13 protein-coding genes are annotated in these 15,556 nt (G+C 41.5%); 6 read left to right on the top strand and 7 right to left on the bottom strand.

Translation table 11 applies throughout. The features are described 5' to 3' along the window. Positions 1-20 precede the first annotated feature (20 nt). The 6 genes from SNE26_RS08715 to SNE26_RS08690 all read right to left on the bottom strand — a co-directional run bounded on the left by SNE26_RS08715 (position 21) and on the right by SNE26_RS08690 (position 7,197). Positions 21-1,094 (bottom strand): acyltransferase, encoded by a 1,074-nt coding sequence (locus tag SNE26_RS08715; RefSeq protein WP_321558968.1) that lies wholly within the window; start codon positions 1,092-1,094, stop codon positions 21-23. An 84-nt stretch (positions 1,095-1,178) separates the two neighbouring features. Beyond that, the gene (gene rplT, locus SNE26_RS08710) at positions 1,179-1,523 is read right to left on the bottom strand and encodes a 50S ribosomal protein L20 (RefSeq protein WP_022829871.1); all 345 of its coding nucleotides are present in this window, start codon (positions 1,521-1,523) and stop codon (positions 1,179-1,181) included. Positions 1,524-1,604: 81 nt separating this feature from the next. Continuing rightward, positions 1,605-1,805: a 50S ribosomal protein L35 gene (gene rpmI, locus SNE26_RS08705; protein WP_090525627.1), complete on the bottom strand. Its 201-nt coding sequence runs from the start codon at positions 1,803-1,805 to the stop codon at positions 1,605-1,607. Positions 1,806-1,897: 92 nt separating this feature from the next. Then, entirely contained in the window at positions 1,898-2,464 is a 567-nt protein-coding gene (gene infC, locus SNE26_RS08700; protein ID WP_090525629.1) for a translation initiation factor IF-3, read from the bottom strand. A 1-nt stretch (position 2,465) separates the two neighbouring features. After that, on the bottom strand, positions 2,466-4,391 hold the full coding sequence (thrS, locus tag SNE26_RS08695) for a threonine--tRNA ligase (protein WP_321558967.1): 1,926 nt from the start codon (positions 4,389-4,391) through the stop codon (positions 2,466-2,468). 202 nt (positions 4,392-4,593) lie between these two features. Next, positions 4,594-7,197, bottom strand: a complete 2,604-nt coding sequence (locus tag SNE26_RS08690) for a M1 family metallopeptidase (protein ID WP_321558966.1) — start codon at positions 7,195-7,197, stop codon at positions 4,594-4,596. A 271-nt stretch (positions 7,198-7,468) separates the two neighbouring features. Here SNE26_RS08690 and SNE26_RS08685 point away from each other — a divergent pair, with 271 nt between their 5' ends. The 6 genes from SNE26_RS08685 to rseP all read left to right on the top strand — a co-directional run bounded on the left by SNE26_RS08685 (position 7,469) and on the right by rseP (position 14,352). Next, positions 7,469-8,419 (top strand): glycosyltransferase family 2 protein, encoded by a 951-nt coding sequence (locus SNE26_RS08685; protein ID WP_321558965.1) that lies wholly within the window; start codon positions 7,469-7,471, stop codon positions 8,417-8,419. Positions 8,420-8,522: 103 nt separating this feature from the next. Next, entirely contained in the window at positions 8,523-9,491 is a 969-nt protein-coding gene (locus SNE26_RS08680; RefSeq protein WP_321558964.1) for a glycosyltransferase, read from the top strand. A 5-nt stretch (positions 9,492-9,496) separates the two neighbouring features. Beyond that, positions 9,497-10,198: a hypothetical protein gene (locus tag SNE26_RS08675; protein WP_321558963.1), complete on the top strand. Its 702-nt coding sequence runs from the start codon at positions 9,497-9,499 to the stop codon at positions 10,196-10,198. 1 nt (position 10,199) lies between these two features. Next, complete coding sequence (locus tag SNE26_RS08670) at positions 10,200-11,696, top strand: GH3 auxin-responsive promoter family protein (protein ID WP_321558962.1); 1,497 nt, start codon at positions 10,200-10,202, stop codon at positions 11,694-11,696. 129 nt (positions 11,697-11,825) lie between these two features. Continuing rightward, positions 11,826-13,001 carry a 1-deoxy-D-xylulose-5-phosphate reductoisomerase gene (locus SNE26_RS08665; RefSeq protein WP_321560027.1) on the top strand — a complete coding sequence of 392 codons (1,176 nt, stop codon included), beginning with the start codon at positions 11,826-11,828 and terminating at the stop codon, positions 12,999-13,001. A gap of 19 nt (positions 13,002-13,020) precedes the next feature. Continuing rightward, positions 13,021-14,352, top strand: coding sequence for an RIP metalloprotease RseP (gene rseP, locus SNE26_RS08660; RefSeq protein ID WP_321558961.1), 1,332 nt, complete (start codon positions 13,021-13,023; stop codon positions 14,350-14,352). Positions 14,353-14,556: 204 nt separating this feature from the next. Here rseP and SNE26_RS08655 read toward each other — a convergent pair whose 3' ends face one another. Then, positions 14,557-15,123 (bottom strand): DUF4199 domain-containing protein, encoded by a 567-nt coding sequence (locus SNE26_RS08655; RefSeq protein ID WP_321558960.1) that lies wholly within the window; start codon positions 15,121-15,123, stop codon positions 14,557-14,559. Positions 15,124-15,556: the final 433 nt, after the last annotated feature.

Here is a 15,556-nt window from a genome sequence, read left to right as displayed (position 1 = left end):
TTCCAAGGTGTTATTAGCTTTCATTTCCTTTTAAATTTTGATTTAAGTTTTAGAAAACGCCGTTCGTAAAGGTAATATGATAATAAAGGGACAGCAATCAAACCCAATAGATTGTAAGGAAATATGCTTAATGGCATTTTACTATCCCGGCCGGTAAATAACTGTTGCCATATGTATATGCCATACGATAGAATACCAATAAATGACAGTAATTTATTGTTTAATACTTTAAAAATCCAATCATTTGCCGGTACGATATTGCTTAAAATTAAATAGCCCGTAGTTAGCGAAATCACCAGGTTTACGTACAGTGATCTTAAGGAGTAAAATTCGTCAAAATGCAATCCAAACATCAATATTATAGCCAAAATATTGCCAGCTACCTTTGTTTGTTTGAGCCAATTTACATTCAAAGTTCCTTTAGAGGCAACCAACGCAAAAAAACAGCCAACACCAATTGACTGAAATTTTATAAAATAATGAGTAAAACCGTAAATAATGCCACGGTTCAAAACCGGAACAAACTGTTGCACCGTACACAATAGCGGCAATGCGAATACAATGCTGATAATGATATAATAAAATGCAGTTCTGTTGATCTTTAAAATAAAAGGAAAAAGGAGATAAAATTGTTCCTCAACCGATAACGACCAATAGTGACTGAAGTAATAAGTGAAATCATGGCTCCGGAAATAGCTGAAATTCATTAGATATAATGCTGAACCTGCAAATTGAACCCACGAAATGTTTAATCTGTAGAAATGGTTTAATAAAAACACCACCCCGATATACAAATAGGCTAAGGGAAAAATCCTCAAAAGGCGCCTTATATAAAACCTTTTTAACGACAGGTCACCGGTCGCTTCTTTTTCTTTTAGACATAAGCTTGTGATTAAAAAGCCACTGATGACAAAGAAAATGTTTACCCCTAACCCTCCGTTGAATACGGTGGTATAAAAATAACTATCAGATAATTGAAGGTGATAAAATATAACAAGGATAATTGAAATGCCCCGAAATCCGTTTAAGGAGTGATAATAATTGCTGCGCAATAAATTAGATAAGGCAGGCTGCCCCTCCTTGTTTGATGTCATACCGTAAAAATAGCCACTCAAACAATTAAATTAAAACAAAAAAAGGCCGCAATTTGCGGCCTTTCATGCATTTACAATGCGATATTATTTTACTGCATCAACAACTGCTTTGAAAGCATCAGGGTTGTTCATTGCTAAGTCAGCTAATACCTTACGGTTTAAGCCAATTTCTTTAGCGGCTAATTTACCCATTAACTGAGAGTAAGAAATTCCATGCTGACGGGCACCAGCGTTAATACGTTGGATCCATAAAGCCCTGAACTCTCTCTTTTTGGTTTTACGGTCGCGGTAAGCGTACTGTAAACCTTTTTCAACTGTGTTTTTTGCAATGGTGTATACCTTGCTACGTGAACCCCAATAACCTTTGGCGAGGTTCATGATCCTTTTCCTGCGTCTTCTCGACGCTACTGCGTTAACTGAACGTGGCATCTTGTGTGTTTTTTGGTAGTGAGTGCCTGCATCTCGTGTGCCGGACTTAAAACTCTAATACCTGGTTTTAAAATTTGTGAATTACTTTCCGATACAAAGCATACGTTTTACGTTACCCATGTCGGCATCAGATACTAAGCTGGTTTGACCAAGGGCACGCTTACGTTTTGTCGACATCTTGGTTAAGATGTGGCTTTTGTATGCGTTTTTTCTTGCGATTTTACCGGTTCCAGTAAGCTTAAAGCGCTTTTTAGCACTGGAATTGGTTTTCATTTTTGGCATAACTCTATTTATTTGTGTTAGATATTAACGTTTCTCAACGTTTTCTTTTAAAGCATCTGTACAATTATAAATGAACAGATGCACTTTTTGTGTTATTTTTTCGCGGCCTTTGGAGCAAGGGTTAAAAACATCCTTTTTCCTTCAAGCTTAGGTAATTGTTCTACTTTACCTACTTCTTCTAATGCCTGGGCAAAACGAAGTAATAAAATCTCGCCTTGTTCTTTGTAAACAATGGCGCGGCCTTTAAAGTGTACGTAAGCCCTTACCTTTTCGCCGGCTTCCAAAAACTTAATGGCATGCTTTAATTTAAATTCAAAGTCATGGTCGTCAGTGTTCGGTCCGAAACGGATTTCTTTAATAACCGTTTGCTTGGCATTGCTTTTTATCTCTTTAAGCTTTTTCTTCTGCTCGTAAATAAACTTGTTATAGTCAGTTACTTTACAAACCGGTGGTACGGCGTTTGGAGATATTTCAACCAGATCCAGTTCCTGCTCCTGTGCAATTGCAAGGGCATCTCTTAATGAGTAAACTCCCTGCTCTACGTTATCACCTACAAGGCGAACTTCCTGAGCCCTAATGAATTGGTTTATGTTATGTTCGGCTTCTTTTTTCTTAAAAGGAAGCCTTGGTCCTCTATTGAAAGGTTTGTTTAATGCCAAGTTATACTGTTATTTCTTTAGTTATCTGTTCTTTAAAATCTTCAATGCTCATACTTCCCAAATCACCGGTACCGTGTTTACGTACAGAAACCAGCCCTTCGGCAGCTTCTTTTTCGCCCACAACCAGCATGTAAGGGATTTTTTTGACTTCAGCATCTCGTATTTTTCTGCCTATTTTCTCGTCCCTGAAGTCGATTAGCCCGCAAATATCGGAATCTTTTAATATATCAGAAACTTTTTTTGCATATTCTTCATATTTTTCTGATATGGGTAGTATAATGAACTGCTCGGGCGATAACCACAGCGGGAAATTACCTGCGCAATGCTCAATTAATACTGCTATAAAGCGCTCCATCGAACCAAATGGCGCCCTGTGGATCATTACCGGGCGATGCTTTAAGTTGTCGCTGCCAGTGTACTCCAGTTCAAAACGCTCGGGCAGGTTATAATCAACCTGTATGGTACCCAACTGCCATTTACGGCCAAGAGCATCTTTTACCATAAAATCAAGCTTCGGCCCGTAAAATGCGGCTTCACCTAATTCAACAACGGTAGTTAATCCTTTTTCGGCAGCCGCTTCAATGATCGCGCTTTCGGCTAAAGCCCAGTTTTCATCTGTACCGATGTATTTAGCCTTATTTTCCGGATCACGTAATGACACCTGTGCAGTATAGTTTTCAAAGCCTAAAGCTTTAAATACATATAATACAAGGTCAATTACTTTTTTAAACTCATCCTTCACCTGGTCCGGACGGCAAAATAGGTGGGCATCATCCTGAGTAAAGCCACGCACGCGGGTTAAACCGTGCAACTCGCCGCTTTGCTCGTAACGGTACACAGTACCAAACTCAGCAAAACGTACCGGCAGATCTTTATATGAACGCGGTTTTGTTTTATAGATCTCACAATGATGCGGGCAGTTCATTGGTTTCAGGAAAAACTCCTCTCCTTCCTGCGGTGTTTTTATCGGCTGGAACGAGTCGGCGCCGTATTTCTCGTAGTGACCGGATGTTACATACAGGTTTTTATGACCGATATGCGGTGTAATTACCTGCTCATATCCTGCTTTAACCTGTGCCTTTTGTAAAAAGCTCACCAGGCGTTCGCGCAATGCAGTTCCTTTAGGTAACCACAATGGCAAGCCCATACCTACCTTTTCTGAAAAAGCAAATAACTCCAATTCTTTACCCAACTTACGGTGATCGCGCTTTTTAGCTTCTTCGATCATGTGGAGGTACTCAGTAAGTTCGCTGGCCTTAGGGAAAGTAACGCCGTATATACGGGTTAACTGTTTGCGGGTTTCATCGCCACGCCAGTATGCACCGGCAAGGCTCATCAGCTTAACCGCCTTTATAAAGCCTGTGTTAGGGATATGAGGCCCGCGGCACAGGTCGGTAAAATTGCCTTGTGAATAAAAAGTAATAGCACCATCGGGCAAATCCTTGATCAGGTCAAGCTTATACTCGTCACCTTTTTCGGTAAAGTATTCAATAGCATCAGCCTTGCTTACCGGTTTACGGATGTACTCCTCTTTGGTTTTAGCAAGCTCAATCATTTTATCTTCTATCTGCTTAAACTCGTCAGAAGATAAAACCTTGTCGCCAAAATCAACATCGTAATAAAAACCGGTTTCAATTGCCGGACCGATACCAAATTTAGTACCCGGATAAAGGGCTTCCAAGGCCTCGGCCATTAAGTGGGCCGATGAATGCCAGAAAGTTGATTTGCCGTCAGCATCGTTCCAGGTCAATAATTTAACGTGGGCATCCTGCTCAATAGGGCGGCTTGCGTCCCAAACCTGTCCGTCAACTTCGGCTGCTAATACGTTGCGGGCTAATCCTTCAGAAATCGACTGCGCGATTTGCATAGAAGTGATCCCTTTGTCATACTGACGAACGGATCCATCAGGAAGTGTAATGTTAATCATCTACAACTATGATTTAAAGTTTTATAAAATTACGTTTAAACGGTCACCTACAAAGTGACCCTCATTTTGTGGGTACAAAAATAGAATTTTAAATAGCATTTAACATCAAAGCAGTTTCAAATTTTTAATGGCGCAAAAAAGGCACCCTTACTTTCATGTCAATTGAAACAAGGATGCCCTCGATTATTTTATAATAAAAAACCTATTTAAAAGCCTCGTTCGAAGGATTGGAATTGACTGATGTTTCCTTAACCTTAAACTCAATTGGTTGTCCAACCAGGATTGTTTTTATGGAGAATGGAATTTTAATCCCCCCGTTTATACCCTCATAGTTGCCAAATTCAACCGACAGGTCATTTGCACCTTCAATAGTTTGCTTAAGCTTTAACCCCGTTTTTTGGCTGTAATAATTATGGACATGAACATCGGTACCTATATTGACATCGACCCCGTAAGCGAGCTCACCGTTTACAACACGCAATATGGGCTGTAAGGTCATATTTTGGTTTATGCGTTCGTAATCAAGTTCAGGGAACGGACGGCTTTTAAGTTTGATCATTTTTTTACCTGCATCATCAAGCTGCACATCCCTGTTAACCTGCCTGGCTTTTATGCTGTCGCCATTAAGCGTTACGTGGGATACAACCAGGTTATTATATGAAGGTACTATTGCTTCCTGGAAATACTTATCAGGCATTTTGTACCGGGTCACCAGTTGAACTTCAGCACCTTGTACATTACCAACTGCCGATGTTTGCAGGTCGTGAACGTTCTTTAGCTTATCGGCACCGCCAATGGCATCCAAATACGCTTTGATAACGGTACCTGCAGTTGTGCCCTGTGGAATTGGCAACCCGCTGTATGAGTTGTTTTCGGGGTTAATATCGGGCAGGGTATGGTCAGGATCGATAGTGGCATAAGCAATTTTTGAGGTTGATTTGTATGGGAATGTCCAGGTATCGCCGCGCTGCCAGATCTCAGCCGGGAGTTTTACAGTGCCGGTTTTTCCGTTCTCTTCTTTAATAGATATAGTAACAGGCAATGCCATTTCTTCCAGGTTCACAATGGTGATCATGGCGCCCTTTGCGGCATCATTATCAGGATATGAAATATCCTTTATACCCTGGTCAACTTTCCATGTGGTGAAAAACCATTCGTTCCAAAACCAGCTCAGGTCCTCACCTGCTGCATTATCCATCGTATGGAAAAAATCCCATGGAGTTGGGTGTTTAAAAGCCCAGCGTTTGATGTAGGTTTTAAATGCATAATCAAAACGTTCCTCACCTAAAATCTGTTCGCGTAAGATAGTTAAACCTAACGCTGGTTTTTCATAAGCGGCAACTGCTAAAAAATCTTCCTGTATTACATCAGGTACATTCATAATGGCCTCGGCACCGGGGCTGAATAAAAAGCCGGCGCTTTTTTGCTGATCGGGCTTTTCGTAGTATTCGCCTTTGTTAAATACCTTGGTATCAACATTATTTAAAAAGGTATTAAAACCCTCGTCCATCCAGGCGTATTTACGCTCATTTGAGCCAACTATCATCGGGAACCAGTTATGGCCAAACTCATGATTGGTAACTTCCCATAAACCTCCGTTTTGATTATTTGAACCACAAAATACTATACCGGGATATTCCATCCCGCCTACTATACCAGCCACGTTGGTAGCAACAGGATAGGTATATTCAAACCATTTATCGCTATATAATTCAATGGCGGCTTTAACATATTCGGTTGAGCGGCCATAAGCGTTATTCCCTTTAGCTTCCACCGGGTAAACAGATTGCGCAAGCGCTTTTTTACCGCTTGGCAAATTGATCCGCGCCGCATCCCAGATAAATGCTTTTGAAGCTGCCCAGGCCACATCACGCGCATTTTTACACATGAAATGCCAGGTAAGCGTTGGCTTTTTCGGGTAATCATTATTGAGTAAAATATCGGTCGAATCTTTAATGGTAACTGTTTTATCGCTTTTACGCGCTTCGGCCAAACGGTTTATCGAGGTGGGTGATAATACTTCGGCGGGGTTAAGCAGCTCACCCGATCCTGCTACGATCAGGCTTGCAGGTGCGGTAATGGTATAATCAAAATTACCATACTCCAGGTAAAATTCGCTTGCGCCAAGATAAGGTATGGTGTTCCATCCGGTTACGTCATCATAAACTTCCATGCGCGGGTACCACTGGGCAATTTCATAGATCCAGCCATTTTTAGTGTGCTGCCGGCCCATCCGGTCGGTACCATATTCAGGAACATCAAAACCATATTCAATCTTGATCTGCAATTTGTTTCCGGCTGCACGTAACGAATCTTTCAGCTTGATCTGCATGCGGGTATCGGTGATCAGGTAATCAGCTTTCAGCGTTTTGCCTTTGTTGATGATATAAACCGATTTTATTTCGGCACCCTTTGTATATGATTTATTTGCGAACCTGCCTCCCGAAACATTGCTCGTGGCTTCGGCACGTGAGTCATCCTTGTAAATATTCTGATCTACCTGGAGCCATAAAAAGCCAAGTGCATCCGGGCTGTTATTGGTATAAGTAATTAAAGTACTGCCTTCTATCCGGTGTTTAGCGGTATCAAGCGTTACATCAAGTTTATAATCGGCCCGGTTTTGCCAGTATTTCGGGCCAGGAGCACCGCTGGCCGATCTGAACTCAGCTCCCCTTTCAGGGTAAAATATGGGGTTAAATACTTTATGCTGATCATACTTAGGCGCTGCCTGATCTGCATTTTGGGCATTTACTTCACCGGCATAAAAGCCTAAAACCAATAACAACGCGGCTTTGTAGAATTTCATTAATTGTGTTTTAATTGTGAGGGAAAGATATTAAAATATATTTGAGTTGAAACGTAATTGCTTGGTTACGTAGTATCAGGCTTGTTTTTTTATAACAGCCCCCTCTAAATCTCCCCCCGGAAGGGGAGACTTCTAAGGCCCTCCCTTCCGGTGAAGGTTGGGTGGGGCTTAGCGGCAATTTGATTTGCTCCCATGTTGCAAACCATTCCCTATTTTTTATATTTTTGCGGATGATTTGCGGCATATGCAGCCGTTTATCACAGCCCTATAAATGAATATATCAGTTGTAGTACCTCTTTACGATGAAGTAGAATCGTTACCCGAATTAACCTCATGGATTAGCCGGATAATGGATGAAAACCGTTTTACTTACGAGATAATTTTGGTTGACGATGGCAGCAAGGACGGATCATGGGAAATGATCAGAAAACTGCAAACCGGCAATCCTTTTATAAAAGGCATTAAATTCAGGCGTAATTACGGTAAATCTGCAGCCCTTAACACAGGATTTATTGCCGCCAAAGGCAACGTGATAATTACTATGGATGCCGATCTGCAGGATAGCCCGGATGAAATCCCTGAACTTTACCGCCGGATAACCGAAGAAAAATACGACCTTGTTTCGGGCTGGAAAGCAAAAAGGCACGACCCGCTCAGCAAAACCATACCAACCAAGCTATTCAACGCGGCCACCCGCAAAATGAGTGGAATTAACAACCTGCACGATTTTAATTGCGGTTTAAAAGCTTATCGGAATGTTGTGGTTAAAAACATCGAGATCTATGGTGAGATGCACCGTTACATCCCGGTGCTTGCCAAATGGGCAGGTTTTACCAAAATTGGTGAGCAGATTGTTGAGCACCGCCCCCGTAAATATGGCAAAACCAAGTTTGGCTTAAGCAGGTTTATCAATGGCTTTCTCGATCTGCTTTCGATATTCTTCGTAGGTAAATTTGGCAAGCGCCCTATGCACTTTTTTGGTACGCTGGGCACATTGAGCTTTTTTACGGGTTTAGTTATGGCCATCTGGATAATTTGGGAAAAGCTTTATAATATAGCACATAACCTAAAATACAGGGATGTAACTACAAGCCCGTTGTTTTACATAGCATTGGTGGCAATCATATTAGGTTCCCAGTTGTTTTTGACAGGCTTTGTTGCCGAGCTTGTATCGCGCAGCGCAAGCGAGCGCAACCATTATCAAATTGAGGAAACAATTTAATTAGATTTTAGATGTTAGATATGAGATTTGAGACTTTTTAATTTTCAGCAGGGTTCCAGAGTCTCATATCTAACATCTCTAATCTCACATCTATCTGCAAAACATGTTTTTTTCCATCGTCATTCCTTTATATAACCGCCCGCAGGAAATCAAAGAACTGCTGGAAACCTTAACGCTGCAAACGTACAGGGATTTTGAGGTGTTGGTTATTGAGGATGGTTCTGTAAATGACGCTGAAGCCATAGTAAATACATTTACCGATAAGCTTAACCTGCGCTATTTTAAAAAACAGAACGAAGGCCAGGGCTTTACCCGCAACTTTGGTTTTGAGCGTGCTAAAGGCGACTATTTTGTAATTTTTGATTCGGATTGTTTGATCCCTCCTGCCTATCTGGAGATTGTAAACAACTCGCTGGCTGCAAATTACCTTGATGCTTACGGAGGGCCGGATGGTGCGCACGAATCTTTCACGCCTACGCAAAAAGCTATCAGCTATTCCATGACCTCTCCCTTTACTACCGGGGGCATCCGCGGCAATAAAAAGGGTATTGGCCAGTTTCATCCGCGCAGCTTTAATATGGGCGTTTCAAGACAAGCCTGGGAAAAAGCCGGCGGCTTTATTATCACCCGCCTTGGCGAGGATATTGAGTACAGCATCCGCATCCATTCACTGGGTTTTAAAATCGGGCTGATCCCCGATGCCATTGTATACCATAAACGGCGCACCAACTTTTACCAGTTTTATAAACAGCTTCACTTTTTCGGCCGGGCGCGTATCAACATATCAAAGTTTTTTCCGCAGGAATTAAAGCTGGTTCATTTTTTTCCGGCCGCTTTTACAGTGGGCGTTATACTAACTATTATTCTAAACCTGTTTGGCTCTGTATTAGCACCGATAGGTAATTTTATACTGTTGATTTTCACTTTGTTAATATTTTTCCATGCCTGGTGGAAAAATAAATCGTTAAAAATCGCATTTTTGAGCATTATAGCTGCCTTCACACAACTTATTGCCTACGGGTTAGGATTTATACAGGATTTTTGGAAGCGGAAAGTTTTAAGTAGATCATAAGCAATATGTACCACCCTTTTTCTGTAGCGGAGACCATTAAAACCGCATGGAATATTTTAAAGAAGAATTTTGCCATAATCTCGGTCTATTCGGTAGTTGCCATGATAATTGTATTCATATCTGGCTTTACCGTATTTTATTTTGATGACAATGCAATGGTGAGTTCTATTGGTTTTGTTGTATTGCTGGTTGAAATAACTTTTATATTTCTTGCATTTATAAAACTGGTATTCAGGCTAATGGATAAAGAATACTATGACTTTGATTTTAGTGAGATCATTCCTAAAATCAGGATGCTGGTAAGCTATCTTACGCTACTGGTATTGGTTAGTACATTAGCTGTTTTTGCAACACACCTGGTTGAAGGTTTAAAAGAAGGCTTCGCCCAGGACTTTTTCAAATTTATAATCGGACTTGTCGTTCAGTTCTTTTTTCTGTTCTATTTTCCTATTTGCACCTGCTTCATTGTCGATGACGCATCGGGCCCGATAGAATCAGTACAACAAAGCTTTTATTTGATTAAGGGGAATTTTTTTAAGTACTTTTTGATCTTCATAATAATCGAAATATTGATGCTGGTAGCCGCTATAACTGTTGTGGGGCTAATAATAGCCATTCCATTTGCAAACATTATTTTGATGGCAGCCTATCGCAAACTGGTTTACAGCCACCTCGATGTGGATGATGACCTATCTGAAACCAATTGAAATGGGATTTAAATCTGCATTAAGTAAGGTATTCGCCGCACTCGTTAACCGCGAGCTAAATAAGGTACGTAAAAACGCTGTTTCTTTACAGCAAAAAACTTTTACCGACCTGGTACATGCGGCAAAGAACACCGGCTTCGGTAAAGATCATCAATTTGAACAGATCAACAATTACGAGGATTTTAAGCGCCTCGTACCTGTACACGATTACGAAGACCTTCGCCCATATATCGACCGGGTAGTTAACGGAGAGGAAAATGTGCTGTGGCCAGGCAAACCGGCTTACCTGGCTAAAACCTCCGGTACAACGTCGGGTGTAAAATATATCCCTATTTCCAACGAGAGCATGCCTGAACATATCAAAGCTGCACGTAATGCGCTGCTGAGTTATATTTACGAAACAGGTAAGGCCGATTTTGTAAATGGTAAAATGATATTCCTGCAGGGCAGCCCCATTTTAGCCGAAAAGCACGGTGTATCAACAGGCAGGCTTTCGGGTATAGTTGCCCATCACGTTCCGGCCTACCTGCAAAAAAATCGCTTGCCCAGCTACCCAACCAATTGTATTGAAGATTGGGAAGAAAAAGTTGATGCCATTGTTGAGGAAACTTTCAACGAAGATATGCGCCTGATCAGCGGGATCCCGCCCTGGTGCCAGATGTATTTCGACAGGCTTTCCGCCAGAGCTGGCGGAAAAAAGATAAAAGACATTTTCCCCAACTTTAAGCTTTACGTTTATGGTGGGGTTAACTATGAGCCATATCGTGCGCGCATGGAAGAAAGTATCGGTTTTAAGATCGATTCGATAGAGACTTACCCGGCATCCGAAGGTTTTATCGCCTTCCAGGATTCGCAAAAAGAAAAAGGGCTTTTATTACTGGTTGATTCCGGGATCTTTTATGAGTTTATCCCGTCCGAAGAGTATTTTAACGAAAACCCAACCCGCATTAATATTAAAGATGTGGAGTTAGACAAAAACTACGCGCTGATCATGAATACCAGCGCTGGTTTATGGGGATATAGCCTGGGCGATACCATTAAATTTGTTTCCAAAAACCCATACCGCATCATTGTTACCGGCCGCATCAAGCATTATATCTCGGCTTTTGGCGAACACGTGATAGGTGAAGAGGTAGAACATGCGTTAATGAGCGTAGCTAAAAAAGAAGGGGTTGATATAGTTGAGTTTACGGTAGCTCCGCAGGTTAATCCCGAGGCAGGGCAATTACCTTATCATGAATGGTTTATTGAGTTTGGCTCGGCTCCGGCCGATCTTCAAACTTTCGCCATAAAAGTGGACAAAGCGCTTCAGAATAAAAATATTTACTATTTTGACCTCATAGAAGGTAACATTTTGCAACCTTTGGTGATCCAAAGCCTGCAAAAAGATGCGTTTATAAATTATATGCGTTCGGAAGGCAAGCTTGGCGGGCAAAACAAAGTACCGAGGCTTTCAAACGACAGAAAGATAGCCGAAGGATTAAAGAGTTTTATTTAGCCCCTATCCTTTCCCCGGGAGGGAAAGGACATGAAAGAACAAAATTATAATGATCATAATTCAATTAAGATATATAAAATTTCTCCCTGCCGGGGAGAGATTTAGAGAGGGGCTTTATTGGTGAACAATATAAAAAACATTGCCATTCTTGGCTCTACAGGCAGCATCGGTACACAAACACTTGATGTAATAAGGTGGAACAGCAATTTATTCAGGGCATTTTTGCTCACCGCACATACTAATGCCGAATTGCTCATTAGCCAGGCTATCGAGTTTGTTCCTGAATATGTTATTATATGCGATCAAAGCAAATACCAGGAAGTCAAGAAAGCCTTAGCGCACCTGCCTATACAGGTACTTGCCGGTCACCAAGCCATCATTGATACAGTAACCCATCCCGAAATTGCAGTTGTACTGACGGCTATGGTGGGCTTTGCCGGCTTGGAACCTACCATAGCGGCCATTAAAGCAGGTAAAGATATTGCTCTTGCTAACAAGGAAACGCTTGTGGTTGCGGGAGACATTGTAACAGCATTGGCTAAACAACATGAAGTTAAAATTTTGCCTGTTGATTCGGAACATTCGGCTATTTTTCAGTGCCTGGTTGGGGAAGACAATAACCCGATTGAAAAACTAATTATCACTGCTTCAGGCGGACCGTTTCGCGGCCGTAGCCTCGACTTTTTAGCCAACGTTACCCGTGAGGATGCCCTTAAACACCCCAACTGGGTAATGGGCGCTAAAATAACTATCGACTCGGCATCGTTAATGAACAAGGGGCTTGAAGTGATTGAAGCAAAATGGCTGTTTGATGTTGATGCCGGTCAAATTGATGTTGTGGTTCACCCGCAGTCCATTATCCACTCACTGGTGCAGTTCAGGGATGGATCTATCAAGGCACAATTAGGCTTGCCGGATATGAAGTTGCCAATACAGTATGCCCTCACCTATCCTGAACGGGTACAAACCGATTTCAAGCGCTTCAGCTTTACCGACTACGCTAACCTCACTTTTGAAAAACCGGACCTGGAAACTTTCCGTAATCTAAGCTTAGCGTATACCGCTTTGAGGCAAGGAGGTAATATGCCATGCATCATCAATGCTGCTAACGAGGTGGCTGTTGCCGGCTTCCTTGATCGTAAAATTGGCTTTTTAACCATGAGCAACATCATTGAGGAGTGCATGCAGAAGATAAATTTCATTGCAAACCCTACCTTAACCGACTATTTGAATACTGATAAAGAAACACGCATCTTTGCGCAAAATTATATACAGCAATTGCCCTCAAAGGCATTACAATTTTAATATTACATAAATATAGATAATGAGTATAGTGATCATGGTGGGCCAGCTTATACTGGGCCTTTCAATTTTAATAATCCTGCATGAACTGGGCCATTTCCTGGCAGCACGCGCCTTTGGCATTAAGGTAGAAAAATTCTACCTGTTTTTTGATGCCTGGAACGTGAGCTTATTTAAATTTACACATAAAGGTGTTGAGTATGGTATTGGCTGGCTACCGTTGGGTGGCTATGTAAAAATAGCCGGTATGATTGATGAGTCGATGGATACCGAGCAAATGGCCGGTCCGCCGCAACCCTGGGAATTTCGCTCAAAACCAGCCTGGCAGCGCCTTATAGTGATGCTTGGCGGTGTTACGGTGAATATCATATTGGGTATTTTAATATTCTGGGTATTAACCATGCGTTTTGGCGATAGCTATATCCCTAACTCGGCAGCTAAATATGGTATTGTACCGGGTGAAGTTGGTAAAAAGATAGGGCTGCAAATTGGCGATAAAGTAGTTGCCATTAACGGTAAACCATTTGAACGTTTTGACGACCTTACAAGCCCGCAGGTGTTATTGGACAATACTGTGTTTACCATATTGCGCGGCACTCAAACTTTGCAGATTAGCATACCACGTACCATCCTGAATGATTTGAACGACGATATAGAAGGCTTTATCAGCCGGTTACCGCGCTCTAAATTTGTAGTGGACTCATTAGAACCTAAGAGCAATGCTGTAAAAGCCGGTTTAAAAAAGGGTGACAGCATTGTAATGGCCAACAATCATCCGATTGTATTTTGGGACGAATTACAGGCCCAGCTTTCAGTCAATAAAGGCAAACAGGTTGAACTTGGTATAAGACGTAATCACGAACTGGTTACTTTAAAGGCACAGGTTACGCCTGAAGGCAAATTGGGCTTTTACCGTGCAAAAACTGATTTCCCTGACATCAAAATTATAAAGTATGGATTTTTTGAGGCCCTTCCGATAGGAGCGCAAAGGGCCTGGGGAACTTTCAGGGATAATGCGAAAGGTATTGGTAAAATTTTCAGAGGCGATGTTAATCCGGGCAAAGCTGTAAGAGGACCGGTAGCCATAGCCAGTTTATTTGGCGGTACTGTAGATTGGGTTCACTTTTGGACACTGGTAGGCTTCCTTTCGATGGTATTGGCATTAATGAACCTGTTACCTATCCCGGCGCTTGACGGCGGCCACGCGGTATTCCTGATCATTGAAATGATTAAAGGCAAACCATTGAGCGATAAGTTCCTTGAACGCGCGCAGATTGTAGGCTTTGTAATTTTGGTAACCCTGATGGTATTTGTTTTTGGTAACGATATTGTGAAGCTGGTAATGAAGAAGTAGTTGGTTAGTGATTAGCGATTGGAGGTTAGCGATTAGTTGCCTCCCGGAATCAAAATAAGATACAACACAAAACAGGCCTTTCAATTGAAAGGCCTGTTTTGGTTTAAATAGAATTTATCAATCAATTCACTTAAATAACCGAATCGTATTGATAGTCAGCTCCTTATCTTTAAGCTTTGTGCATTCCGCTTTTCAGTGCCTGGTTTATACCGCCGGGTCAGTTGGTTTGGGGTCTTCGTAATTGTCTGAAACGGTGTCAAAGGGTGATCGTTCATTTTTAAACACCGCTGCCGAGATCAGGCTTACTATAGCACCGAAAATGGCGTATATAAATACCACGCTTACTGTTGCGATAACAGCAAAATATTTACTTACCATGCTTAAGGCATTGTCTATTTGGTCTTGCGACAGGTTTCCTTTTGCTTCCATTTGCGCGCGTGAAGCAGCAAGGGCTTTATTAACCATTTCCGGACTTAATATCGCATAATAAACATAAGTGAATATCGCAACGAAAACGCCTGTAAAAATTGCATATAAAAAACCGGATAAAAAACCTTCCCCGTAGGTAATATATCCGCCAAGCTGATCTTTATATTCTTTTTGCGTTAACAGCAAAAAAGCGATAAAGGGCAAAAAGCTGAGGTATTTAAGAGATGAGTTGGGATCAAGATCCAGGAACTGAAATGCATAAGTTATAACTATTGAAGTTACCAGGTTAATTAACGCCCACTTCAGGGCTGGTTGCGACGGGCTCGCTTTTTTTACTTCCATGATATAGGTTATTTAGTGTTTGGTTAAAATTAACTAATTATCTTATATCATGTATATGTTTATTTTTTTACCCCGGCAAACGCTTTTCAAATATTTATCGCCGATGGCTTGTTGTTACTATAGTTAAGGAAAAAGATTATGGTGCGGGTGAGCTACTAGCACCAAATGATACTTGTTTTATGATCTGAAGCAGGTTAAACGCCCAGGCTTCCTCGGCACCTATTTTTGCAAATAACAGGCACAAACATTCGGATGTGCTTAATTACTCAAAAATATTAGTTAGTGCTAATCCTGTAAAACACAAAGCACTGATTATTAGTTATTTGTAATCTTTATATCTCAAATATGTTAACCCTATTTAGATGTGTTTGTCCTGGTTTTTATTCCGCAAATCTGCTATAACAAAACAGGCCTTTCAAAATTTGAAAAGCCT

Origin of the sequence: Mucilaginibacter sp. cycad4 (assembly GCF_034263275.1) — a bacterium.
GTDB lineage: Bacteria > Bacteroidota > Bacteroidia > Sphingobacteriales > Sphingobacteriaceae > Mucilaginibacter.
The sequence above is the reverse complement of the archived record's forward strand: the minus strand, read 5'-3'. Positions and strand labels throughout refer to the sequence as shown.